Origin of the sequence: Streptomyces cyaneochromogenes (genome assembly GCF_003963535.1) — a bacterium.
Taxonomy (GTDB): domain Bacteria; phylum Actinomycetota; class Actinomycetes; order Streptomycetales; family Streptomycetaceae; genus Streptomyces; species Streptomyces shaanxiensis.
In genome coordinates, this window is the sequence record NZ_CP034539.1 from 7,505,344 (window position 1) to 7,529,329 (window position 23,986).

Genomic DNA, 23,986 nt, shown 5'->3' on the forward strand with positions numbered 1-23,986 from the left:
CATCGACCTCAGTGCAGGCTCAAACGTCGGCTCGCCCGCCGGCATCGCAGCTGGTCTCCCTGCCGACACAGTTATCGACGTCCGTGCCGGCTCGGTCCTCGCAGCCCTCACCGGCACCGCTCCGGTCATCCGCACCGACGCTGCCACCAATCCCCACACCGACGCTGCCACAAGTCCCCGCACCGGCTCGGTCCTCGGCCCCCGCACCGATTGGCCCACCGGTCCCCGCACCAACCCGGCCCTCAGTAACCTCGGCAACACCCCCCTCCTTCACACACCGGTCCACCGACCTCCCTCCCACCCACGACGCATTGATCTGCGTCGCCCTCCCGGGCCTCGCCATCTCCACGGGGCAGGGGCAGTTGACCGGCCGGGGACTCGACGGGTTCTACCGCGCGGGGCGGCGTGTGCTCTCGCGCTGTCAGGTGCGGGTGGCCGGACGCCAACCGCTGGCGGTCCAGGCTCGGATGACCGCGGCCGACTGTGCCCGTTTCGTGGGCACACTGCGCGCTTCGCCACAGGCGGGCCCCGACCCGGACGTCCTCGTCGAGCGGACCCGTCGCGCGGACGGCAGCGAGCGGATCACGCTGCGCAGCGCGGCCGTTCGCCCCTTGTGGGTGCCGGTCGAGGTCGCCCTGGGGACGGACCTGGCCGACCTCGGTGCGATCGCGTCCGGTAACCCGGGACCGGAGCTGCCCGCCACTGTCCACGACTCCGGTCTGCGCTGGTCGTGCGCCAAGGGGAGCTCGACGGTGACGGCCGACCCGCCGCCCGCCGACGCGCTGGCCTCCGCGGGGCTGCTGCGCTGGGAGTTCGCACTGCCCCCTGGGGGCAGTGCGAGCATCGAGCTGCGGGTGCGGCTGGACGGGGCGGGACCCGTCCGGGCGGTGGGCCGCGCGGCGACCAGCCCGCTGGCCTCCGCGCTGGCCTCCGCGCGGGCGTCCGGCGACGAGCCCGCAGCGGAGGCCCTGCTACGGACGAGCATCGAGGACCTCCAGGCACTCCTGCTGCGTGACCCCGCCCACCCCTCCGACACCCACCTTGCCGCCGGGGTGCCCTGGCGCTGCGGTCCGGCTCCGGCCGACGCCCTTGCCGCGGCTCGGATGACCCTGTCCCTGGGTACCCGGCTCGCGGCGGGCACGTTGCGAGCCCTCGCCCGCACCCAACTCCGGGGCCGGGGACCGCAGTCCGGCATGATCCCCGGGCCGTTACGGGACGCGGGCACGCACCTGCCCCCGAGCTGCACGGGTACGGAGGCCACGCTGCTCTTTCCCGCGCTGCTCGCGGAAGCCCGACGCTGGGGTCTGCCTCAGCCCGATACCGAGGAACTTCTCCCGGCGGCCGAGCGGTGTCTGACCTGGCTGCGGACCACAGTGGGTGACGGCACCTGTCTGCGCGACCCGCACCCCGGCGGACCCGTCCGCTGCGAGACCCAGGCGCACGCCCATCGTGCGGCGTTGCTCGGCGCCGATCTCCTCGATGCCTGCGGCAGACCGGGTGGCGCCGGGTTGCGGGAGTGGGCCGGGGCGATGCGGACGGCGTTTCGCGCGGACCTCTGGATCGACGACGTGGGCGGTGGCCGACCTGCCGCCGCCCGGGCCCCGGACGGACGCCTGGTGCCGCATCTGGGCGCCGCCGCCGTCCATCTCCTCGACACCGGCCTGCTGGGTGGGGGAGAACAGGCGCCCGGCCTGCTCGACAAGGTGCAGACCGAACAACTCGCCCGGCTGCTCGGCGCACCGGCCATGGACTCGGGCTGGGGTCTGCGGGGGCTGGGTGCGAAGGAGGCGGGGTACAACCCGTTCGGTCACCGCAGCGGCGCGGTGCGGGTCCACGCGACCGCGCTCGCCGTCGCGGGCCTGGCCGCGGCCGACTACGAGAAGGAGGCGAGTGCGCTGCTGCGGGGCGTGCTGGCGGCGGCAGCGGCATTCGGCCACCGGCTTCCCGAGATGTACGCGGGGGAGCAGCGCACCGACGGGAGCGCTCCACTCCCGCACCCCGCGGCCTGCCGCCCCGCTGCCACGTCGGCGGCGGCCGGGGTGCTCCTGCTGACCACGCTGGCGGGCATCCGCCCGGACGCTCCCGGACGGACGGTCACCATGCGGCCGATGCGCAGTGCCCCACTGGGCGAGATCGTCCTGACGGGACTTCGCGTCGCCGGCGCCCCCTTCTCCATACGCGTCAGCAGGCTGGGCCTCGCCATGGTCGAGGAGGCGGCCGACGGACTCCAACTGCGAGCGTGACCTCCGGCTGCCCGCCACGTCACGGTATGCGTGACCTTGGATGACGACCCACGGCAGGGCATACGTGACCTGGATGACGACCCACGGCAGGGCATACGTGACCTCGGATGAGTCGTACGGCACGGCTCACGTGACCTTGGCCGACACCACACGGCACGGCACACATGAGCTTGGCCGAAACCACGCGGCACGACGCACGCGACCTAGGCCGACACCACACTGCACAACGCACCTGACCTCGGACGACGCCCCACGGCACGGCACACGCCACCTCGTACGGCGCCGCACTGCACGACATGCCGGAGGGACCGTGAGGCGCATACCCGGCTGAATTGGATCAACGGTCGACGGGACCGGCGAAGGGAGTGTTTATCGTCAGGCAGACGACTATGATCGCCGCATGCCCTACGACCCGTCAGCGTTTCCGCCCTTTGCCGTCACCGTGGACCTGGTCGTGCTGACCGTGCGCCGCCATGCCCTGTGCGCGCTGGCGGTGCGCAGGGGTGAACCGCCGTTCCAGGGGCGCTGGGCGCTGCCCGGCGGGTTCGTACGGGCCGACGAGGACCTGGCGCAGGCCGCGGCACGCGAGTTGGCCGAGGAGACCGGGCTGCGGGCCCACGATCCGGCTGTCCCCGTGCAGGACAACGGTGCTCACCTGGAGCAGCTCGCGACGTACGGCGACCCCAAGCGGGACCCCCGGATGCGCGTGGTCAGCGTCGCCCACCTCGCGCTGGCCCCCGACCTGCCCGCACCCCGTGCGGGCGGCGACGCCAGCAATGCCCGCTGGGCGCCGGTCGACGAACTGCTGCAGCAGGGCGGCTACGGCCGCGACGGCGAGCCGGTCGCGCCACTCGCCTTCGATCACGCGCAGATCCTGGCCGACGGGGTGGAACGCGCCCGCTCCAAGATCGAGTACTCGTCGCTGGCGACGGCGTTCTGCCCCACCGAGTTCACGGTCGGCGAGCTGCGCCGTGTCTACGAGGCGGTGTGGGGCGTGGCGCTCGACCCCCGTAACTTCCACCGCAAGGTGACGGGCACGCCGGGCTTCCTGGTCCCGACCGGCGGCACCACCACGCGGCAGGGTGGCCGCCCCGCCCAGCTCTTCCGGGCCGGCGGAGCCACGCTGCTCAACCCCCCGATGCTGCGCCCCGAGGTCTGACCGGAGCGCCTGAGGCGAGGCGTCCCGCCGGGGCCCCGTCGGGGTCTGACGACATGGATCTGGGCGCTGGAACGGCCGAGGCGAAGGGCAGATGATGGCGAATCCGGGCGCACTCAGAGGGGCAAGGATCCGGCCGAGTCGACTGCCGCCCGGGCTACGGGCCTTGCGCTGCCCGGAAAAACGGACATAACGCGCTATCTTGCTAAGGGTGATCCAGGCCATCGGACTGACCAGCGACCCTCGCAAGCAGCTTCCTCCCGCTGTCGACGACGTGTCCTTCGAGGCGCGCGCGGGCTGTGTCACCGCGCTGCTCGGGGCGGCGGGAGCGGGCAAGACGACGGCGCTCCGACTCATGCTCGAACTCCAACACGGCCGTGGGATCACCTACTTCAGAGGTCGTCCCCTGCACCGCATCGCCCATCCGTCGCGCGAGGTCGGTGTGCTACTGGGCGATGTTCCCGGGCACCCGGCCCGCACCGTCCGCGGCCATCTGCGCATGTTGTGCGCCGCCGCGGGCGTCCCGGCACGGCGCGCCGACGAAGTCTTGGAGGTGGTCGGCCTCGTCAGCCTGCGCGAAGAACGCCTCGGCACCCTCTCGCGTGGCATGGACCGCCGGCTCGGTCTGGCCTGCGCGCTGCTCGCCGACCCGCACACCCTCGTGCTCGACGAACCCGCGGACGGGCTGTCGACCCGCGAGAGCCGTTGGCTGCACGGCATGCTGCGCGCACACGCCGCCCAGGGCGGCACGGTTCTGCTGACCACGGCCGACCCCAAGGAGGCCGCACGCGCCGCCGACCGGGTCGTCACCCTGGAGCGGGGCAGACTCCTCGCCGACCAGGAAGCCGCCGACTTCTCCCGCACACGGCTGCGCCCCCGCGTCGCCGTCCGCACCCCGCACGCCTCCCGCCTCGCCGCGCTGCTCGCCAAGGAGGCGCGCACCACTCGGCGCTCCGTCGAGGTCGTGCGTGAAAGCGGCAACCGGCTCTCCGTGTACGGCAGTACATGCGCCGCGATCGGTGAGACCGCGTACCGCCACGGCATCCTCGTCCACCAACTCGCCGACGAGATCGGCGACATGGGTCCCGACAGTGCGGCGCGGCTCTCCGCGGAGTCGCGAGCCGACGAAGCGCCGCTGACGCCGGCCCGGGAAACGATCACGGCCCGTGAACACGAGCGCGCGGCCGCGCCGCCGGTGACGGTGCCGATGCGACACAAAGGGTCGGCCACAGCCGACGACCTCCCGGCGCCACGCGAGGCATCAGCGGCGCCGGACGGAAAGCCGACCACGCCGCAGGCGTCCACCGGCGAGCCGAGACGGGCCGACGCACCCACCGAGGACTATGGGCCTTCCTCGCCGGCCACCCCCCATGCCGCTGCCCCGAATGCCGCTGCCCCGAATGCCGCCGATCCGCATGCCACCGTCCCGCCGCTCGACGACTCGCGCGCCGCGGACTTCTCTCCCGACTGCCTTCCCGATCTCCCGCCCCCCATCGCCGTCCACCCCGCCCCCAGCCCCCTCCGCCCTCTCCGTTACGAACTCCGTCGCGCCGCCGGAGTCGGCACCGGGTTCCTCACCGCCGCCGCCGTGCTCGTGGTGTCCGCCCTCACCGCCGTACTGCTCGCCCGTGTCGGGCACACTCCGCATCCGCGCCTGCTGGTCGCATGGCCGCGGGAGCTCCCGTTGCCGCCCGCGGCGCTCGGGGCCGGGCTGCTCGGCGCGATCGCGTTCGGCGAGGAGTTCCGCCACCCCGCCCTGGCGGCGGATCGCGGCACCGTCCCCCGTCGGCTGGGGCTGCTGGCCGCGAAACTCCTCGTCGCCTCCGCCACCGCGCTGGCGCTGGCCGTCCTCACCGTCGGCTGCGACCTCGAAGTGCTCTATCTCGTCTACGGACGGGAGCTCGCGGAGGTTCCCGCCGACTGGCTTGCGCTGAGCGCGAGTTGGATCGGGCTCGTGGTCGGCTGTGCCTGGGCCGGCGTGCTGGCCGCGGGTCTCTTCCGGTCGACCACGGCGGGGCTCGCGGCGGTGGTCGCCGTACCCGTTCTCCTCGTACCCCTCGTGCAGAAGGTCCTGGAAGGGCCTTCGGTGCGGACGGCAGCCGGATTTCCGCTGCGGCTGCGCGAGCTGCTGCTGTCGCAGTGGCCGTTCGGGGGAGAGCGATATCTGGCCGCGGCCGCACGCGTCATCGCCCAACCCGTCGGCGGCGCACTGGCGTTGTCGCTGGCCGCTTTGCTCGCCGCCTATCTGCTCACGACCACGCGTAGCAGGGTCCGATGACGACCGTTCCTGCTCGTCCCGGCCCTGTCCTGCACGCAACTCCCTGGGGAAAGCCCATTTCTTTCCGATAAGGCGTCAATTGCGACGGGGTGAGCGATCACCCTTTCGTGTGCTTTTCACCAAAGACCTCAAGGGAGTTGGGGACGGCGCCGACAAAGGATCCGTGAGTACCCTTGCGCACACCATGATGACCGCCGCCCGCTCCGCCGACTCCGGTCTGGCCGGCCCGGGCGATCTCGACCGCTACCCCTACGCCGAGGCCCCCGTCGCCGACCGCGTCGGCGTCCCCGCGTGGGAAGGCGCGGACCCGGATCTGGGCCGTGTCGGCAGGCGCGCCGCCGGCAGCCGCGGACGCGGGCTGCACGGCCAACTCGTCCAGCAGCTCGGCCAGATGATCGTCTCCGGCGACCTGGGCGCCGACCGTCCGCTCGTGCCCGAGGAGATCGGCCAGCGCTTCGAGGTCTCCCGCACCGTCGTCCGCGAGTCGCTCCGCGTCCTGGAGGCCAAGGGCCTGGTCAGTGCCCGCCCCAACGTGGGCACGCGCGTGCGTCCCGTCAGCGACTGGAACCTCCTCGACCCGGACATCATCGAGTGGCGCGCCTTCGGGCCGCAGCGCGACGATCAGCGTCGGGAGCTGAGCGAGCTGCGCTGGACGATCGAGCCGCTCGCCGCCCGCCTCGCGGCCGGGCACGGGCGCGACGACGTCCAGCAGCGGCTCGCCGACATGGTCGAGATCATGAGCCACGCGATGGGCCAGGGCGACGTCCTCACCTTCTCCCGCGCCGACACCGAGTTCCACACGCTCCTCATCCAGGTCGCGGGCAACCGCATGCTGGAGCATCTGTCGGGGATCGTCTCGGCCGCCCTGCAGGTCTCCGGCGGGCCTGTCACGGGTTGTGACCGGCCGAACGAGGCGTCGCTGGCGCAGCACAGCAGGATCGTCGACGCGCTCGCCGCCGGCGACGGCGCGGCCGCCGAGACGGCCATGCGTCAACTTCTCACCGTCCATCCCGAGGTGGAGCGCGTGGTGCCCGCACCCCGTGAGCACTGACCGCCCACCCCGGTCGCGCGGCTGAGGAAGGCGCCTCCCCCCTCCTGGGGCGCCACTCGGTCCGCGCGTCCTCCCGTCGGACCCGCAGGATCCACCCCGGATCCTGCGGGTCCGACGGTGCGACGAGGCCGCGGAATCGCCGTACAGTTCATGGGTCAAGGCTTCGGGTGACACCTTCTGTGAGTATCTGCCCGTTTTTGAATGGTTACGGGATGTGACTCGGGCCACGCAGATTGGGCGTAACGCTCGGGGATGCAGCGCGATGACCTAAGAGGTGACAGCCGAGGAGGGAATACGGACGCCGTTCAAGGCGCTGTGCATCTTCCCGGCCCCCGCCCGCACCGTCGGCCCATCCCCAGGTCGGTGGTCGGCTCCTGTCCGCCGTGGACGGGGCCGGAAGCCGTTTTCCAACGTTCCGAGAGGTTGTTCGTGTCGGCCAGCACATCCCGTACGCTCCCGCCGGAGATCGCCGAGTCCGTCTCTGTCATGGCTCTTATCGAGCGGGGAAAGGCTGAGGGGCAGATCGCCGGCGACGATGTGCGTCGGGCCTTCGAAGCTGACCAGATTCCGGCCACTCAGTGGAAGAACGTACTGCGCAGCCTCAACCAGATCCTCGAGGAAGAGGGTGTGACGCTGATGGTCAGTGCCGCGGAGCCCAAGCGCACCCGAAAGAGCGTCGCAGCGAAGAGTCCGGCCAAGCGCACCGCCACCAAGACGGTCGCGGCGAAGACGGTGACCACCAAGAAGGCCACCGCCACCGCCACCCCGGCTGCGCCCGCCGCCGAGCCCGCCGTCGAGGACGAGGCGCCCGTGAAGAAGGCCGCCGCCAAGAAGACGACGACCGCGAAGAAGGCGGCCGCGAAGAAGACCGTCGCCAAGAAGACGGCGGCCAAGAAGACGACCGCCGGCAAGGACGACGCCGAGGTTCTCGAGGACGAGGTGCTCGAGGACGCCAAGCCCGGCGATGAGCCCGAGGGCGCCGAGAGCGCCGGTTTCGTGCTCTCCGACGAGGACGAGGACGACGCGCCCGCGCAGCAGGTCGCCGCGGCCGGCGCCACCGCCGACCCGGTCAAGGACTACCTCAAGCAGATCGGCAAGGTCCCCCTGCTCAACGCCGAGCAGGAGGTCGAGCTCGCCAAGCGCATCGAGGCCGGTCTGTTCGCCGAGGACAAGCTGGCCAACGCCGACAAGCTCGCCCCCAAGCTCAAGCGCGAGCTGGAGATCATCGCCGAGGACGGCCGCCGCGCCAAGAACCACCTCCTGGAGGCCAACCTCCGTCTGGTGGTCTCCCTGGCCAAGCGCTACACCGGCCGCGGCATGCTCTTCCTGGACCTCATCCAGGAGGGCAACCTCGGTCTGATCCGCGCGGTCGAGAAGTTCGACTACACCAAGGGCTACAAGTTCTCCACGTACGCCACCTGGTGGATCCGTCAGGCGATCACCCGCGCCATGGCCGACCAGGCCCGCACCATCCGTATCCCGGTGCACATGGTCGAGGTCATCAACAAGCTCGCGCGCGTGCAGCGTCAGATGCTCCAGGACCTGGGCCGCGAGCCCACCCCGGAGGAGCTGGCCAAGGAACTCGACATGACCCCGGAGAAGGTCATCGAGGTCCAGAAGTACGGCCGCGAGCCCATCTCGCTGCACACTCCTCTGGGCGAGGACGGCGACAGCGAGTTCGGTGACCTCATCGAGGACTCCGAGGCCGTCGTCCCGGCCGACGCGGTCAGCTTCACGCTTCTGCAGGAGCAGCTGCACTCGGTCCTCGACACCCTGTCCGAGCGCGAGGCGGGCGTCGTCTCGATGCGCTTCGGTCTCACCGACGGTCAGCCGAAGACCCTCGACGAGATCGGCAAGGTGTACGGCGTGACGCGCGAGCGCATCCGCCAGATCGAGTCCAAGACGATGTCGAAGCTGCGCCACCCGTCGCGGTCCCAGGTGCTGCGCGACTACCTCGACTAAGTCGCCTTCGTACGACACACAAGGCCCGGTCTCCCGAGTGGGGACCGGGCCTTCGCGCTGTTGCCGCAGGTGCGGGGTGCGGCGGCCTGACTCACTCTGGGTTTTCCACGAGCACCCGAGAGTGAGGAGCGTCATGCGTCGTACCTTTGCCCGGGCGCTGGCCGGGCCGCTGGTTATGGCGGCCGCGGCAGCCGCCATACCGCTGGTGTCCGCCGCCCCTGCTGCTGCCGACAGCGTCGTCGTCGGCGGGGCCCCGGTTGATGTGTCAGTCAGTCCCTGGACCGTGGCGCTGTCCAGTCGTGACCGGTTCGGAGGTACGCGGGCCGGCCAGTTCTGTGTCGGGGTGGCGGTCAGTCGGTCCACCGTCCTCACCGCGGCTCACTGCATGAGCGAGGAGGTTCTCGGGACGTCGCCGCAACAGATGCGCGACTTCAGTGTCATCGCGGGCCGTACGGACCTGCTGTCGAACCGGGGCCAGGAGATCCGAGTCCGCAACATCTGGGTCAACCCGGCCTACGACAGTGCCACCAACGCGGGCGACTTCGCCGTGCTCACCCTCGCCCAGCCGCTTCCCGCCGGCTCGGTGATCGGGATGGCAGGCGCGGGCGATCCCGCCTACACGCCGGGAGCCGGCGCCCTGGTCTACGGGTGGGGGGACATCACGGGCGCGGGTGACTACGCGCGAGGGCTGCGGGCGGCGCGGGTGCACGTGTTGCCCGACGCTCACTGCAGGAGGGCGTATCCGGGCGGTGGTGAAGGCACGTACATGGCAGACAGCATGGTCTGCGCCGGAGAGCCGCAGGGAGGGCGGGACGCCTGTCAGGGAGACAGCGGAGGGCCGCTGGTCGCTCACGGGAAGCTGATCGGGCTGGTGTCCTGGGGCACCGGCTGCGGCCGCGCCGGCAGTCCCGGCGTCTACACGCGGGTGTCCGAGATCGCACGGACCCTGCGGTGGACCGTCCGGGCGGCTGACAGGGCCTGAGGGATCGCGGGGTATGAGCGCGGGCGGCCGCCCCTGAGGTCAGGGGCGGCCGCCCGTCAAACCGGCCTGTGCCGGAGCTGGCTCGTCGTGGATGCGAGGTGTCAGCGCTCTTCTTCGGACGCCGATGCGGGAACGGACGTCAGCCGCTCCGTCTCGTCCTGTATCTCAGCGGCGATCTTCTTGAGTTCCGGCTCGAACTTGCGACCGTGGTGGGCGCAGAAGAGCAGTTCTCCGCCGCTGAGCAGGACGACGCGCACGTACGCCTGGGCGCCGCAACGGTCGCAGCGGTCAGCGGCCGTCAGCGGGCTCGCGGGGGTCAGAACAGTAGTCACGTCGCCTCTTCTCTAGCTCGACGAGCTGTCGTACCAGGGTCAACATCCAACCAGCCCCAAAACGTTCCCGCTCGTGGCTTCACCCAGAGTGAAATTTTTCCGGGGCGGCCGGCTGCTGCCGGTTTGGCGGCGAATGTGCCGTATTGCGTCTCTGTCGTGCTTACGGTTTCGCGCTGTCGGTCAAGGTCGGTCCTCCCGGCTGGCTTGCCGGTTTGTTCATGAGGACGTGCCCGGAGCCTATTTGGTTCATGCCTGGAAGGGAACGTGATATGTACTTCACCCCATCGAGGGATCGAACATGCATGCGACCCTGGACTAGTCTGTGGTTCGCACGAGGGTGGCGTTACAACGGCTCTACCAGGCCTCGGTACCCTCTTGACGGCGACCGAAGCCGCGCCCTTACCCATCAGGGCGTCATCTGAAATTCAGCGAGGAGCGAACCGCGTGACCGCCGAGACGTCCGTGCCGTCCACAGCGCTGCTGGCAGGAGCAGACCGGGACGGTTCCAACTACACCGCGCGGCACCTGCTCGTCCTCGAGGGGCTCGAGGCCGTGCGCAAGCGCCCGGGTATGTACATCGGGTCGACCGACAGCCGCGGTCTCATGCACTGCCTGTGGGAGATCATCGACAACTCCGTCGACGAGGCCCTCGGCGGCTACTGCGATCACATCGAGGTGATCCTGCACGACGACGGGTCCGTGGAGGTCCGGGACAACGGCCGGGGCATCCCGGTCGACGTCGAGCCCAAGACCGGTATGTCCGGCGTCGAGGTCGTCATGACCAAGCTGCACGCGGGCGGCAAGTTCGGCGGCGGCTCCTACGCCGCCTCCGGCGGTCTGCACGGCGTGGGCGCCTCCGTGGTGAACGCCCTGTCCGCGCGGCTGGACGTCGAGGTGGACCGCAACGGCCACACCCACGCCATCAGCTTCCGGCGCGGTGTCCCCGGGGCCTTCGCCGCCGACGGCCCGAACGCGAAGTTCGACGCCAAGAGCGGCCTGCGCAAGACCAAGAAGATCCCCAAGACCCGCAACGGCACGCGCGTGCGGTACTGGGCCGACCGCCAGATCTTCCTCAAGGACGCCAAGCTCGCTCTGGAGACGTTGCATCAGCGCGCCCGCCAGACCGCGTTCCTGGTGCCCGGCCTGACCATCGTCGTCCGCGACGAGTTCGGCCTCGGCGACGGCGGCAGCAAGGGCGAGGAGTCCTTCCGCTTCGACGGCGGCATCAGCGAGTTCTGCGAGTACCTGGCCGCCGACAGGCCGGTCTGCGACGTCCTGCGCTTCTCCGGCCAGGGCACCTTCCGGGAGACCGTCCCGGTCCTGGACGAGCACGGCCAGATGACCCCCACCCAGGTGACCCGTGAGCTCGACGTCGATGTCGCGATGCGGTGGGGCACGGGGTACGACACGACCCTGAAGTCGTTCGTGAACATCATCGCCACCCCCAAGGGCGGCACCCACGTCGCGGGCTTCGAGACGGCCGTGACCAGCACCATGAACGAGGTGCTGCGCGGCAAGAAGCTGCTGCGCGTCGCCGAGGACGACATCGTCAAGGACGACGCCCTGGAGGGCCTCACCGCGGTCGTCACCGTGCGCCTGGCCGAGCCGCAGTTCGAGGGCCAGACCAAGGAGGTCCTGGGCACCTCGGCGGCCCGGCGCATCGTGAACACCGTGATCTCCAAGGAGCTCAAGGCGTTCCTGACGTCCACCAAGCGGGACGCCGCGGCACAGGCGCGCGTGGTTCTCGAGAAGGCCGTCGCGGCGGCCCGTACGCGTATCGCGGCCCGCCAGCACAAGGACGCGCAGCGCCGGAAGACGGCGCTGGAGTCCTCGTCGCTGCCCGCCAAGCTCGCCGACTGCCGCAGCGACGACGTCGACCGCAGTGAGCTGTTCATCGTCGAGGGAGACTCCGCGCTCGGCACCGCCAAGCTCGCCCGGAACTCCGAGTTCCAGGCGCTGCTGCCGATCCGCGGCAAGATCCTCAACGTCCAGAAGTCGTCCGTGACCGACATGCTCAAGAACGCCGAGTGCGGCGCGATCATCCAGGTCATAGGGGCGGGGTCCGGCCGGACCTTCGACATCGACGCCGCGCGCTACGGCAAGATCATCATGATGACCGACGCCGACGTGGACGGCTCGCACATCCGGACCCTGTTGCTGACGCTCTTCCAGCGCTACATGCGGCCCATGATCGAGGCGGGCCGGGTGTTCGCCGCGGTGCCGCCGCTGCACCGGATCGAGCTCGTCCAGCCCAAGAAGGGGCAGGACAAGTACGTCTACACGTACTCGGACCGTGAGCTGCGCGACAAGCTCATGGAGTTCGAGACCAAGGGGGTCCGGTACAAGGACTCCATCCAGCGCTACAAGGGTCTCGGTGAGATGGACGCCGACCAGCTGGCCGAGACGACCATGGACCCGCGCCATCGCACGCTGCGCCGGATCACCCTGTCCGACCTGGAGGCCGCCGAGCGGGTCTTCGATCTGCTGATGGGGAACGATGTGGCGCCGCGCAAGGAGTTCATCTCAAGCTCCGCGGCGACGCTGGACAGGTCGCGCATCGACGCGTAGCCGCCGCGCTGGGCTTGGGCCGTGCTTTTCGGCCCTGGCTCCGCCTTCGGCCCTGACTCGGGTTCCCACCCGCACCGCTCGTGCGGCATTCGTCGCCAGGTGCGGGTGGCCTCAGTGGCGTGTTCTCGCCGTCGGCGGCAGTTGGCGGCCGTCGACGGACTGTCGGCGGTTATCCGGTATCGGGTCTTTGTGGGGTGCGTCACCTGATGGGGTGAAGCGCCCAAAGAAGAAGAGTCGGGGATCTTTCCGTTCTGTCCATGCTTGGTCATGCACTCAAGCGACGGTCGTCCCCGCGAAGCCGGAAGCGCGCGGTTCGACGATCCCTGGTACGACGCCCTCGCCTCCGGGTGGGGGGAGTTGGACGATACGGGCGCTCCCGAGGCGACCCCGCCGACCGCGGGCGACGTGTACCTCGAGGTGCAGCGCAGCGCGGCCTTCCGGGAAGTGCGCAGCCGCTACCGGAGGTTCGTGGTTCCGGCGGTTGCCGTGTTCCTCTCCTGGTACGTGGCGTACGTCGTGGCCGCCACCGCCGCGCCAGGGCTGATGGCCCGTCCCGTCGCGGGCGCGGTGAACGTCGCGATGATCGCCGGGCTCGGACAGTTCCTCAGCACTTTCCTGCTCACCTGGGCCTACGCGCGCCACGCGCGGCTGCGACGGGACCGTGCGGCGCTCGAACTGCGCTGGGACACCCAGGAGTTGACGCGCGTCACACAGGGGCGACCGGTAGGCGGTGCCTCGTGACGGTCGATCACCAGACCCTGGCGCTGCTGCTGTTCGGCGTGTTCGTCGCGATCACGCTGGGGATCACGACGTGGGTGAGCCGCAACCGGCATGGTTCGGCCGAGGAGTTCTACGCGGGCGGCCGGCTCTTCACGCCCATGGAGAATGGTTTTGCCATCGCAGGTGACTACATGTCGGCAGCCTCCTTCCTCGGCATCTCGGGGCTCATCGCCCTGTTCGGCTACGACGGGCTGCTGTACTCGGTCGGCTTCCTCGTGGCCTGGCTGGTGGTGCTGTTCCTCGTCGCCGAACTGGTCCGCAACTGCGGACGGTTCACCCTCGCCGACGTGGTCGCCGCTCGGATGCGGGAGCGTCCCGTGCGGATCGCGACGGGAACTTCCTCGGTCACCGTGTCCGTTCTGTATCTGGTGGCGCAGATGGTGGGCGCGGGCACCCTGGTCGCGTTGCTGCTCGGGGGCAGGAGCGAGGCGGCGCAGGCCTGGACCGTCATCGGCGTCGGCGCGCTCATGGTGATCTATGTGTCGTTGGGAGGGATGCGGGCCACCACCTGGATCCAGATCGTCAAGTCGGTCCTGCTGCTCGGCGGTACCGTCGCGTTGACCGTGCTCGTCCTGCTGCGCTTCCACGGCGACTTCGACCGGCTGCTGCTCACGGCGGCCGAGCGCAGTGGTCACGGTGACGCGTTCCTGGCGCCCGGGCTCAAGTACGGCGGGGACTGGACAGCCCGGTTCGACTTCATCAGCCTGGGCCTGGCGCTCGTGCTCGGCACCGCCGGACTGCCGCACATCCTGTCCCGCTTCTTCACCGTGCCCACCGCCCGCGCCGCACGGCGCTCCGTGGTCTGGGCGATCGGGCTCATCGGCGGTTTCTACCTGATGACCATCGTCCTCGGCTTCGGCGCGGCCGCCATCCTCGGGTCCGAGGCCGTCCGCGGGTCGAACGCGGCCGGGAACACGGCCGTACCGCTGCTCGCGCTCGATCTGGGCGGTGGCGCGGACTCCACCGGAGGAACGGTTCTCTTCGCGCTTGTCGCGGCCATCGCCTTCGCCACGATCCTCGCGGTCGTCGCCGGCATCACGCTCTCGTCCTCGGCCTCCGTGGCCCACGATCTGTACGCTTCACTACGACGCCGGGGCGCCGAGCCCCGCAGCGAGGTGGCCGTGGCACGGGTCGCCGCGGTCGGCATCGGCGTGGTCGCGATCGCCCTCGGACTGCTGGCCCGCGACCTCAACGTCGCCTTCCTCGTGGGCCTCGCCTTCGCCGTCGCCGCGTCCGCCAACCTGCCGGTGCTGCTCTACTCGCTGTTCTGGCGGGACTTCACCACGCGCGGGGCCGTATGGGCGGTGTACGGCGGTCTGATCCCGGCCGTGGTGCTCGTGCTGCTGTCGCCCGTGGTGTCGGGCAGCCCCGACTCGCTGTTCCCCGGGGTCGACTTCGAGTACTTCCCCCTGCAGAACCCCGGCCTGGTCTCGATCCCGCTGGGCTTCGTCGCCGGCTGGCTCGGCACCGTCACCTCGGCCGAGGTCCCCGACGAGGCCAAGCATGCGGAGACCGAGGTGCGCTCGCTGACAGGGGCGGGGGCGGTCTAGGAGGGTCTAGGAGTGGTCTACGAGGGGTCTAGGAGGCGTCTTCCCGCCATGCCGGGATCGCGGACCCGGCACTGGCGGGCGCCTTCATCGCCGTACGTTTCACCGGACGGCTGACGCTTGGGCGGCCCGCATCCGTATGTAGGGGTGGCACGGTTCCCTTCCCCCGCCCCCACGGACCGTGCCTCAGGCGCGGGTCGCCCACACGTAACGGTGTTCCGGGCGGCCCGCGTCCCCGTACTTCAGGGTGAGGCGGGCCCGTCCCGTGCGTTCCAGGAGCTTGAGATAGCGCTGGGCGGTCTGCCGGCTCACCCCGGTCCGCTCGGCGATCTCCTGGGCCGACAGGGGGCCTTCGGCGTTCATCAGGGAGCGGCGTACGAGTTCCGCGGTCGTGGGGGAGTGGCCCTTGGGCAGGTCGGGCTCCGAGGGGGCCGACAGGGCGCCGAAGATACGATCCACCTCGGCCTGTTCCGCCTCGCCTCCGCCGTCGAGGGTGCGGCGCAGCTCCGCGTAGGCCTCCAGCTTGGCGCGCAGGCCCGCGAAGGCGAACGGCTTGACCAGGTACTGCAGCGCGCCGTACCGCATGGCCGCCTGCACCGTCGACACGTCCCGCGCCGCCGTCACCATGATCACGTCGGTGTGGTGGCCGCGACGCCGCATCTCCTGGACGGCCGACAGCCCCGTCCCGTCGGGCAGATAGTGGTCCATGAGGACCAGGTCCAGCTGGGGCAGCTCCTCCACCTGGCGCAGCGCCTCCGCCACGTTGTGCGCCTCGCCCGCGACGTGGAAGCCCGGCACCTTCCCGACGTAGGCGGCGTTGACCCGCGCGACGCGTGTGTCGTCGTCCACCACCAGGACCTCGATCATCGCGACTCCTCCTCGGCGACGGACTGCGCATCTGACGGCACGGCGAGGGCGGGCTCCAGGTCCGGCTCGGCCAGCGCCTCGGGCAGGACGACGGTGAACTCCGCGCCCCCGCCGGCCGCCTCTTCCACCACCGCACTGCCACCCTGCCGTTCGGCGAGCCTGCGGACGAGGGAGAGACCGATGCCGCGCTCGCGGTGGGCCGGGCGCTTCTTGGTGGACCACCCGTCGGTGAAGATCAACTCGCGTTGCTCCTCGGGGATTCCCGGCCCCGTGTCGCGCACCCTGAGGATCGCGGTACGCCCCTCGGCGCGCAGTTCGACCTCCACGCGCGCGTGCGGGGTGCCCGCGACGGCGTCCAGCGCGTTGTCCACGAGGTTGCCCACGATCGTGACGAGCCCCCTGGGGTCGATCAGCCGGTCCGGGAGCCCCGTGCGGTCCGCCAGACGCAGCGCGACACCGCGCTCGGCCGCCACGGTCGCCTTGCCCACCAGCAGGGCGGCGAGCAGCGGGTCCTGGATCTTCTCGGCGACCTGCTCCGCGGTGGCCCGGTGATCACCGACCGCCTCGCCGACGAACTCCACGGCGTCGTCGTACATCTCCAGTTCGAGCAGACCGAGGAGGGTGTGCATACGGTTGGCGTGCTCATGGTCCTGGGCGCGCAGTGCGTCGATCAGGCCGCGCGTCGAGTCCAGCTCCCGGCCGAGCTGCTCCAGCTCGGTGCGGTCGCGCAGAGTGGCGACGGCGCCGCCGTCGTCGGTGGGCATGCGGTTGGTGACCAGGACGCGCTGGCCGCGGACCGTGAGCAGATCGGTGCCGGTCACCCGGCCGGCCAGCACGTCGGTCGTACGGCCCTCGCCGAGCGCCTCGTCGAGGGACCGGCCGACGGCCTCGTCACCGATGCCGAGCAGCCGCCGTGCCTCGTCGTTCAGGAGGCGGATACGGCCGCCGCGGTCCAGGGCGACGACGCCCTCCCGGATGCCGTGCAGCATCGCCTCGCGCTCCGCAAGGAGCGCCGAGATGTCGGAGAAGGCCAGGTCACGGGTCTGCCGTTGGACCCGGCGGGAGATGAGCCAGGCGGCCAGCGCGCCGACCGCCAGGGCGCCGCCCGCGTACGCGAACAGCCCCGGGATGGCGTGCAGCAGCCTGGCCCGCACGCTGTCGTACGCGATACCGACCGAGACGGCGCCGATGATCTTCCCGTCGCCGTCGCGCAACGGCACCTTGCCGCGTGCGGTGCGGCCCAGGGTGCCGCTGTCGATCTGCATGACCTCGTGGCCCGCGAGGGCCTGGCCCGGGTCGGTCGACACGATCCTGCCGATCTCGCTCGACGTGGGATGGGACCAGCGCACCCCGCGCCGGTCCATCACGACGACGTACTCGGCCTTGGTTGCCTCACGGATCCGCTCCGCCTCCCGCTGGACCGGCCCGCCGGCCGTCGCGGGCGTGCCCGCCAGGTCCTCGGCGATCTGCGGCTGTGCCGCGGTGGTCTGCGCGATCGACAGCGCGCGGCGCATCGCCTGGTCGTCCAGCTGGTCGCTGAGCGGGGCGAGGAACAGGCCGGTCGCGAGCACCGCGACTCCCGCGGCGATCGCCACCTGCATCAGCAGCACCTGCGCGAACATCTGCCGGGGCAGACCGAGGCGCAGGCGGCGGGCGGGGGGAGTGGGGCTCATACCCATGACGGTACGTGGGTGCGTGGGATGGCCCGTAGAGGGGTGTGGCGTGGATCTCGTGGTGGATGCCGGGTTGGGGGCCGGTTGGGAGGGGCTGGTCGTCGGGGCGGCGGGTCTCCCTCAGAGGTGGGGGCGGGTGGCCGGTCCTTGCGGGGGTGGGGTGGGACGGCCGGTCACGGAGAGATGGGTCGGGTGGCCGGTCCTTGCGGGGGTGGGGTCAGCTCGCGAGCGCCGCCGTAATCGTCAGCTCCCGCAGCGCCACCACGTCCATCCGCGCGGGCGAGCCGAGCACCGACCCGCAGCTCTCGGGGCGGGGCGGCAGGGAGGCGCCCTGAGCCACGTGGACGCGCCAGTGACGGCCGTCCACGTGGGCGACGGTCACCTCCCACCTCGGGGCCGCGCCGTCCGTCCGTACGACGCTCAGCGCCTCCGCGGCGTCCTCGCCGGTGGCCCGTCGCACGGCCAGCTCGGCAGCCTGGCCCGGCCGCTCCCAGGCCGAGTTCCCGCGGCAGCCGTCGACGATGATTCGGCCGTCCTGGACGCCGTGCAGGACCTCCTTGACGGCGTGGGCCTGAGCCCGGCCGTACGCGTAGCCGTACGGCAGCACGAGCAGCGTCGGCGAGAACCGGTGTCCACCCAGATGGGTGACCTCCCAGACGCCGTCGACGCCGGACGTGGCGAGCTCGGCCGCGAGAGGGCGGCCCAGGAGGGCGCAGCAGCGGTCCCGCTTGCCGTTGGTGCAGACGAGGGCAAGCGGGTCGCCTGTGTGGGGACGTCCCTGGAGGACCGAGTCGAAGGTGTGGGGGTCGCCCATGCCCAGCGCGGCGAAGTCCAGGTCGAGCAACTGCTGTGGGGCGTGAGTCGTGGCGGCGTGCAGCCAGACGTTGCCGGGCACGGTGTGGGCCACATAGACCTGGCGCTCGGCGGAGGTCCCGCAGTCGGCGTGCCGGCCGGGGCGGCGGATCAGCGCGACGCGTACGCCCGTGCCCTTCGCGGCTTCCTCCAGGGCGCGGCCCAGCGCGGGGTCCAGGTGGCTCTGGGTGAGCGCCTTGGCACCCCACGGACCGGACTGCTCCAGGAGCAGCCAGGTCGTCGCGGTCGCCGCGGTCCCCGCGATGGGCTCGTCGAGGTCCCGCGAGACGGTTGAGCACGTACTCACAGAGGTGAGCCTAACCTGACTTGAGTCGGGGTGACTTCCCGAGGGGGCTCCTGGGGCGACTCCTGAACCCTGCGCCACTGCCCTGTCCCGATAGGGCTGGAGGCCTACTCGGGCAGTGGCTGTGGCGGCTTCGGACCCGCGTAGTGCCCGCTCGGGCGCATGCGCAGCGGTCGCTCCTCATACTCCTCCAGCGCGTGGGCGATCCAGCCCGCCGTGCGGGCCACGGCGAAGATCGTCTCACCGGCCGTGGACGGCATGGCGGAGGACGCCGTGAACACGGCCAGGGCCAGGTCGACGTTGGCGTGGAGCGGGGTGTGGCGGGCGGCGGTGGCGACGATGTCGCGGGCCGCGGCGAGGGCGGGCGCGGAGTGGGGGAGCTCCTCCAGGAGCTCGAACAGGACACGCGCGCGTGGGTCCTCGCCGGGGTAGAGCCGGTGACCGAGTCCCGGAATGCTCCGGCCGGCCCGCAGCTCCTGTGCGATGACGGGCCCGGCGTCGCCCCGGTCGAGCACTTCCATGATCAGCTTGTGGGCGAGGCCGCTCGCCGCGCCGTGCAGGGGCCCCTCGATCACGCCGAGCCCGGCGGAGACGGCCGCGTAGGCGTGTGCGCGGGCCGACGCGGCGACCCGCACGGCCAGAGTCGAGGCGGCCAGGTCGTGATCGACGAGCAGGGCGAGGGCTGTGTCCAGGACCTTCAGCGCGGCCTCGTCGGCGGGCCGTCCGCTCAGCCGGTCCCACAGGCGCTGTGCGACCGAGCCCTCGTCGCGATAGGTGAACCCCGCAGGTGTGAGCGCGGCGACCAAGGTCGGGATGAGGACGCGGGCGGTGCCGAGCACGGCCTCCTCGGACAGGTCGAAGCGCAGCGGGTCCGTTGCGGCGGCGGCGATCGCCGCGACCCGCAACCGGTCGGTGGGGTCGGCGTGTTCGGGCAGGGAGCCGACGGCACGGCGGGCGGCGGCGACGTAGGCCTCGGGGGCGGTGAAGGTGACGCCGCGGCGCAACCGGCCGGTCCACAGCCACTCGGCGACCTCTTCGTAGGAGTGCCGGGAAGCCAGTTCGGTCGCGTCCACGCCCCGGAAGTAGTAGCGGTCGGTGTCGATGAACGTCAGGCGGGTCCGTACCGACAGCTCGCCGCCCGATGCCGAACCGCCCGCACTCTCCCGCTTGTTGCGCCGGGCGAGCGTCTCCACCTCCTTGGCGTCGAAGGTGCTTCCCCGGCCGCCGGGCGCGCGGCGACTGCTGAGGTGACCGCGGCTCACGTACGCGTACACGGTCTCGGGCTTCACGCCGAGCAGCTCGGCGGCCTCCTGGGTGGTCAGCCGCTGTTCGGCGGGACCGGGGCCGGGTTCTTGATCGCGCATGGGGTCACCGTATCCAGGGTGCTGGACATTGATTCGCATATTGATTGAATCAACATTGACAGGAATTGAGTCAAGCATAGACAGTCGAATCAAGTCCAGGGAGGAATCATGTCCGTCAACAGGTCAGCAACTGTGCTCGTCGAGGTGCCACGCGGACTCGCGGGTGTCGTCGTCACCGACACCGAGATCGGTGACGTCCGGGGACTCGAGGGCTTCTACCACTACCGCCAGTACTCGGCCGTCGAACTCGCGCAGACCCGCCCCTTCGAGGACGTCTGGCATCTCCTGGTCCACGGCGAACTGCCGGACGCCGAACGTGCCGCCGCGTTCGCCGCCGAGACCGCGGCACTGCGGCGGCTGCCCGACGACGTGCGAGCGGCCCTGCCCGCGATCGCGGCGGCGAGCGGACGGTCCGGCCCGCTGGCAGGCCTGCGCACCGCGCTCTCCCTGCTCGGCGCGGCACAGGGCTTCCGGCCGGTGTACGACATCGACACCGACGAGCGCCGCCGGGACGCCCTTCTCGCGGCCGCGGTCGTACCGACGCTGCTCACCGCCCTGCATCGGCTGGGCAAAGGGCTTGACCCTGTTGAGCCGCGTGAGGATCTCTCGTACGCGGCGAACTACCTGTACATGTTGACCGGCTCGGAGCCCGATCCGGCGCGGATTCGGGCGGTCGAGCAATACTTGATCTCAACCATTGACCACGGATTCAACGCGTCAACCTTTACGGCCCGGGTCATCACATCCACGGGTGCGGACATCGCGGCCTGCCTCGTCGGAGCCGTGGGCGCGCTGTCGGGGCCGTTGCACGGCGGTGCGCCCAGTCGTGCGCTGGACACGCTGGACGCCATCGGTACCCCCGAGCGCATCGACCCCTGGATCCGTGAACGCGTCCTCGCCGGCGACCGCATCATGGGCTTCGGCCACCCGGTCTACCGCACGGAGGACCCCCGTTCGCGGATGCTCCGCGAGATCGCCCAGAACTTCGGCGGCCCACGCGTCGAGTTCGCCGTAGAGGTCGAACGCCGCGTGGAAGCGATCCTGGCCGAGCTGAAGCCCGGCCGCGAGCTGCACACGAACGTCGAGTTCTACGCGGGCGTGGTCATGGAACTCTGTGGTCTGCCGCGCGAGATGTTCACCCCGACGTTCGCTGCGGCGCGGGTCGTGGGCTGGAGCGCCAACATCCTGGAACAGGCGCAGGACTCGAAGATCATCAGGCCGGCGGCTCGGTACGTGGGGCCGGGGGCGCCGGTGCGGGTGCCGGAGGCGGCCTGAGAGCGGCCCGAGAAACGCGTGTGGCCTGGTGCCGTTCTGGCGCCAGGCCTCATCGGTGGTGATCGAGCAGTGACGGGGTGCCGGCTGCTCGCCGGGTCGGCACCCGGCTCGCTCAACGGTTGCGCGCGGCCGGGGGAGTGTGACGGTACGGGTCTGGGGTGGACGCGTGCTCGTGCCGTGGGTTCAGGAGTCGGGGATGTCTGCCTTGGCGCGGATCAGAGTCTCTCTGCTCACAATGACGATGCGTTCGTAGTCGGCGCGAGCAGCGTCTGCGGGCAGTTCCGGCTCAAGCGCCTCGGTGGCCTCGGTGCCGATCACGGCGAAGTTACCGTCGCTGAGTTCGAACACGTCCGGGCAGGTAGCTCCTGAACTACTGCCTCGGGCGCTGGGAGGCACACCGATGCGGCGCACGATCTTCAAAGGTACCGGTCCTTACAAAAAAGGGGGTAGGCATACTGGGTGGGGAGCAGGCTACTGGTGTTTCTGAATCCCTAGTGGCTGGATGGCGAAAAGTCACCCGGTTGTTCGCCCGTACAGCTGTGGGGTTGACCCATGTGGCGTTGTGTGTGGTCTGCCCCCGGTCAGCAGACATCGTCAGGCCACTGCCAGAACCAGCGAGTGAACCGACCGGTCTCCCTTCCGGCCCAAGGGCCGTGAGCGCGGGATGGCGTCCCGTGCCGCTGAGGCCACCTCGCTGTCCTCAGGTGAGGGACCCGGCTCGTCACCCCGAAGGGATCTGGCGCAGTCACGCCCTGGCTGCCCCTGTCGACCGCTGCACCCGCAGGCTCCGGTCAGTCGGTCGGCGGCTCGCCGACGACCCACCACTCGTCGGTGTCGGATTCGTCGAGGTCCCGGACGAGTCCATCGACCATATGCCCCAGCTGGGCTTCCACGGACGACTCCTTGAGACTGGCGCGCATGTGTCGCGAGGCCTCCCAGTACTCCCGGAAGACCGGGCTCTGGAAGAACTCCCGCAGGCGCGTGTACAGCTCCTCCCGGTCCAGGAGTTCCGCCTGGTAGAGGTGGTAGAGGTGGGCGTACCAGGCGTTGGCGTAGAAGAACTGCCGTCGCCTCTCCGCCGGGATGCTCTGGTCGTAGGTGTCGATCACCGTGGCGAGGGAGGGGTCGTCGATCGCCCTCGCGAGCAACTCCCAGTGCATGCGCTGCTGATGGGCCAGCGTTGTTCGCCGGATCGCCAGCTCTTCGAGTTCCAGCCGTCGCTCATGCAGGCGTGCCTGCTCCGACCGCCATTGACGCGCTGCCAGCGTCGCGGTGGCGGTGGCGGCCAGGAGAGTGAGCGCGGCGGAACCGAGCCTCCGTGCAGAACGTTTCCGTGTGGCCATGTCAACCCCCGAATCAGGCGGCCGTCCGCCGGTCGTCGGGGTGCGGGTCGACTGGAGGGGACCGGCGAGCGGTGGGCGGCGCTTGCCGTCTCCCAGAGTGCCGAGCGGCTCTGATCGGCGGGGAGGCCGAGAGGAGGCGCACGGAGGGAAGCGAGGGTCGCACGCTCCGGTGCCTTGACGAACGTCTGCCCGGCAAGTGCTGCTAACAATCGTTCACTTCGCAGTGATTATTCCGGCTCGTATCCTGGATCGGCATTCAATCTTCGTACGTGCGCCGAGCCGTGAGCCGGTGCACCCGGCGGCGTGAGAAAGGTCGCACGTTGAGTCAGCCGAGCCCTGGTCCGCAGCAGATTCCGGTCGTCGTACTCGCCGGATTCCTAGGCTCCGGCAAGACCACGCTCCTCAACCACCTCCTCCACCGCAGCGGAGGCACCCGCATCGGCGCCGTCGTCAACGACTTCGGCGCCATCGAGATCGACGCCATGGCCGTCGCCGGCGCGCTCGGCGACTCCACCGTCTCCCTCGGCAACGGCTGTCTGTGCTGCGCGGTCGACGCAAGTGAGCTGGATGTCTATCTCGAGCGGCTCGCCCGGCCCTCCACCGGCATCGACGTCATCGTCATCGAGGCCAGCGGACTCGCCGAGCCGCAGGAGCTCGTGCGCATGGTGCTCGCCAGCGAGCACCCGGGCATCGTGTACGGCGGACTCGTCGAGGTCGTCGACGCCGCCGAGTTCGACGACACACGCGCGAAGCACCCCGAGATCGACCGGCACCTCGCCCTCGCCGACCTCGTCGTGGTCAACAAGCTCGACCGGGCGGCGGACGGTGAGCACGTCCTCGCGGTGGTGCGCGAGCTCACCGACCGCGCCGCCGTCGTCCCCGCCATCTACGGCCGGATCGACCCCGAGTTCCTCTTCGAGTGCAGGCCCAGCGAGGAGCGCATCGGGCAGCTGTCCTTCGACGACCTGGATCATCACCACGAGCCAGGCGAGGACCACGAGCGGCACGAGGACCACTCCGGCCATCTGCACACCGGCTACGACAGCCTGTCCTTCACCTCCGAAGTCGCCCTCGACCCGCGCCGGCTGATCGCTTTCCTCGACACCCGGCCCGAGGGGCTGTACCGCATCAAGGGGTACGTCGACTTCGGGCCGTACGACGTCCGCAACCGCTACGCCGTGCACGCCGTCGGCCGCTTCCTCCGCTTCTACCCGGAGCCTTGGGGGCCCGCCGACACCCGCCTCACCCAGCTCGTGCTCATCGGTTCCGGCATCGACGCCTCCGCTCTCGGCAAGGAGCTGGAGGGGTGCAAGAGCGACGCCCCACACGCCGACGAGCAGGGCATGTGGGGCGTTCTGCGCTATGTGCGGGATCCGGAGGAAGCGGCCTTCGAGGAGGCCTGACGCGGC

The 23,986-nt window shown here is 70.7% G+C and carries 18 protein-coding genes; 11 read left to right on the top strand and 7 right to left on the bottom strand.

Annotation, left to right across the window (positions count from 1 at the left end):
- The first annotated feature begins 314 nt into the window (after window positions 1-314).
- The 6 genes from EJ357_RS34280 to EJ357_RS34305 all read left to right on the top strand — a co-directional run bounded on the left by EJ357_RS34280 (window position 315) and on the right by EJ357_RS34305 (window position 9,672).
- Window positions 315-2,243, top strand: a complete 1,929-nt coding sequence (locus EJ357_RS34280; RefSeq protein ID WP_126400408.1) for a glycogen debranching N-terminal domain-containing protein — start codon at window positions 315-317, stop codon at window positions 2,241-2,243.
- A 400-nt stretch (window positions 2,244-2,643) separates the two neighbouring features.
- Window positions 2,644-3,402 (top strand): NUDIX hydrolase, encoded by a 759-nt coding sequence (locus EJ357_RS34285; protein ID WP_126395568.1) that lies wholly within the window; start codon window positions 2,644-2,646, stop codon window positions 3,400-3,402.
- Window positions 3,403-3,610: 208 nt separating this feature from the next.
- Window positions 3,611-5,677 carry an ABC transporter ATP-binding protein gene (locus tag EJ357_RS34290; RefSeq protein WP_126395569.1) on the top strand — a complete coding sequence of 689 codons (2,067 nt, stop codon included), beginning with the start codon at window positions 3,611-3,613 and terminating at the stop codon, window positions 5,675-5,677.
- A 163-nt stretch (window positions 5,678-5,840) separates the two neighbouring features.
- The gene (locus EJ357_RS34295; protein ID WP_126395570.1) at window positions 5,841-6,728 is read left to right on the top strand and encodes a FadR/GntR family transcriptional regulator; all 888 of its coding nucleotides are present in this window, start codon (window positions 5,841-5,843) and stop codon (window positions 6,726-6,728) included.
- A gap of 429 nt (window positions 6,729-7,157) precedes the next feature.
- Window positions 7,158-8,690 carry an RNA polymerase sigma factor gene (locus EJ357_RS34300; RefSeq protein ID WP_126395571.1) on the top strand — a complete coding sequence of 511 codons (1,533 nt, stop codon included), beginning with the start codon at window positions 7,158-7,160 and terminating at the stop codon, window positions 8,688-8,690.
- A gap of 133 nt (window positions 8,691-8,823) precedes the next feature.
- Window positions 8,824-9,672 carry a S1 family serine peptidase gene (locus EJ357_RS34305; protein ID WP_126395572.1) on the top strand — a complete coding sequence of 283 codons (849 nt, stop codon included), beginning with the start codon at window positions 8,824-8,826 and terminating at the stop codon, window positions 9,670-9,672.
- A 101-nt stretch (window positions 9,673-9,773) separates the two neighbouring features.
- On the opposite strand, the gene EJ357_RS34310 is transcribed toward EJ357_RS34305, so the two are convergent.
- Window positions 9,774-10,004 (bottom strand): DUF7455 domain-containing protein, encoded by a 231-nt coding sequence (locus EJ357_RS34310; protein ID WP_030945102.1) that lies wholly within the window; start codon window positions 10,002-10,004, stop codon window positions 9,774-9,776.
- Window positions 10,005-10,448: 444 nt separating this feature from the next.
- Between EJ357_RS34310 and EJ357_RS34315 the strand changes: the two genes are divergently transcribed.
- The 3 genes from EJ357_RS34315 to EJ357_RS34325 all read left to right on the top strand — a co-directional run bounded on the left by EJ357_RS34315 (window position 10,449) and on the right by EJ357_RS34325 (window position 14,902).
- Entirely contained in the window at window positions 10,449-12,572 is a 2,124-nt protein-coding gene (locus EJ357_RS34315; protein ID WP_126395573.1) for a DNA gyrase/topoisomerase IV subunit B, read from the top strand.
- A 267-nt stretch (window positions 12,573-12,839) separates the two neighbouring features.
- Complete coding sequence (locus EJ357_RS34320; RefSeq protein WP_126395574.1) at window positions 12,840-13,313, top strand: DUF485 domain-containing protein; 474 nt, start codon at window positions 12,840-12,842, stop codon at window positions 13,311-13,313.
- Window positions 13,310-14,902 carry a solute symporter family protein gene (locus EJ357_RS34325; RefSeq protein ID WP_126395575.1) on the top strand — a complete coding sequence of 531 codons (1,593 nt, stop codon included), beginning with the start codon at window positions 13,310-13,312 and terminating at the stop codon, window positions 14,900-14,902. Before EJ357_RS34320 ends, EJ357_RS34325 begins: the two co-directional genes overlap by 4 nt.
- A 183-nt stretch (window positions 14,903-15,085) precedes the next feature.
- Here EJ357_RS34325 and EJ357_RS34330 read toward each other — a convergent pair whose 3' ends face one another.
- The 4 genes from EJ357_RS34330 to EJ357_RS34345 form a co-directional block, all read right to left on the bottom strand.
- Window positions 15,086-15,766, bottom strand: coding sequence for a response regulator (locus EJ357_RS34330; RefSeq protein WP_126395576.1), 681 nt, complete (start codon window positions 15,764-15,766; stop codon window positions 15,086-15,088).
- Complete coding sequence (locus tag EJ357_RS34335) at window positions 15,763-17,439, bottom strand: ATP-binding protein (protein WP_175647619.1); 1,677 nt, start codon at window positions 17,437-17,439, stop codon at window positions 15,763-15,765. Before EJ357_RS34335 ends, EJ357_RS34330 begins: the two co-directional genes overlap by 4 nt.
- A gap of 217 nt (window positions 17,440-17,656) precedes the next feature.
- Window positions 17,657-18,598 carry a sucrase ferredoxin gene (locus tag EJ357_RS34340; RefSeq protein ID WP_126395578.1) on the bottom strand — a complete coding sequence of 314 codons (942 nt, stop codon included), beginning with the start codon at window positions 18,596-18,598 and terminating at the stop codon, window positions 17,657-17,659.
- Between the two features lie 104 nt (window positions 18,599-18,702).
- Complete coding sequence (locus EJ357_RS34345; protein WP_126395579.1) at window positions 18,703-19,959, bottom strand: citrate synthase; 1,257 nt, start codon at window positions 19,957-19,959, stop codon at window positions 18,703-18,705.
- A 108-nt stretch (window positions 19,960-20,067) separates the two neighbouring features.
- Here EJ357_RS34345 and EJ357_RS34350 point away from each other — a divergent pair, with 108 nt between their 5' ends.
- Window positions 20,068-21,234, top strand: coding sequence for a citrate synthase/methylcitrate synthase (locus EJ357_RS34350; RefSeq protein WP_126395580.1), 1,167 nt, complete (start codon window positions 20,068-20,070; stop codon window positions 21,232-21,234).
- Between the two features lie 183 nt (window positions 21,235-21,417).
- Here the strand turns inward: EJ357_RS34350 and EJ357_RS34355 are convergent, their stop codons facing one another.
- Complete coding sequence (locus tag EJ357_RS34355; protein ID WP_126395581.1) at window positions 21,418-21,654, bottom strand: hypothetical protein; 237 nt, start codon at window positions 21,652-21,654, stop codon at window positions 21,418-21,420.
- A gap of 371 nt (window positions 21,655-22,025) precedes the next feature.
- Window positions 22,026-22,577, bottom strand: a complete 552-nt coding sequence (locus EJ357_RS34360; protein ID WP_126395582.1) for a DUF6082 family protein — start codon at window positions 22,575-22,577, stop codon at window positions 22,026-22,028.
- A gap of 320 nt (window positions 22,578-22,897) precedes the next feature.
- Here EJ357_RS34360 and EJ357_RS34365 point away from each other — a divergent pair, with 320 nt between their 5' ends.
- Window positions 22,898-23,980, top strand: coding sequence for a CobW family GTP-binding protein (locus EJ357_RS34365; protein WP_126395583.1), 1,083 nt, complete (start codon window positions 22,898-22,900; stop codon window positions 23,978-23,980).
- Window positions 23,981-23,986: the final 6 nt, after the last annotated feature.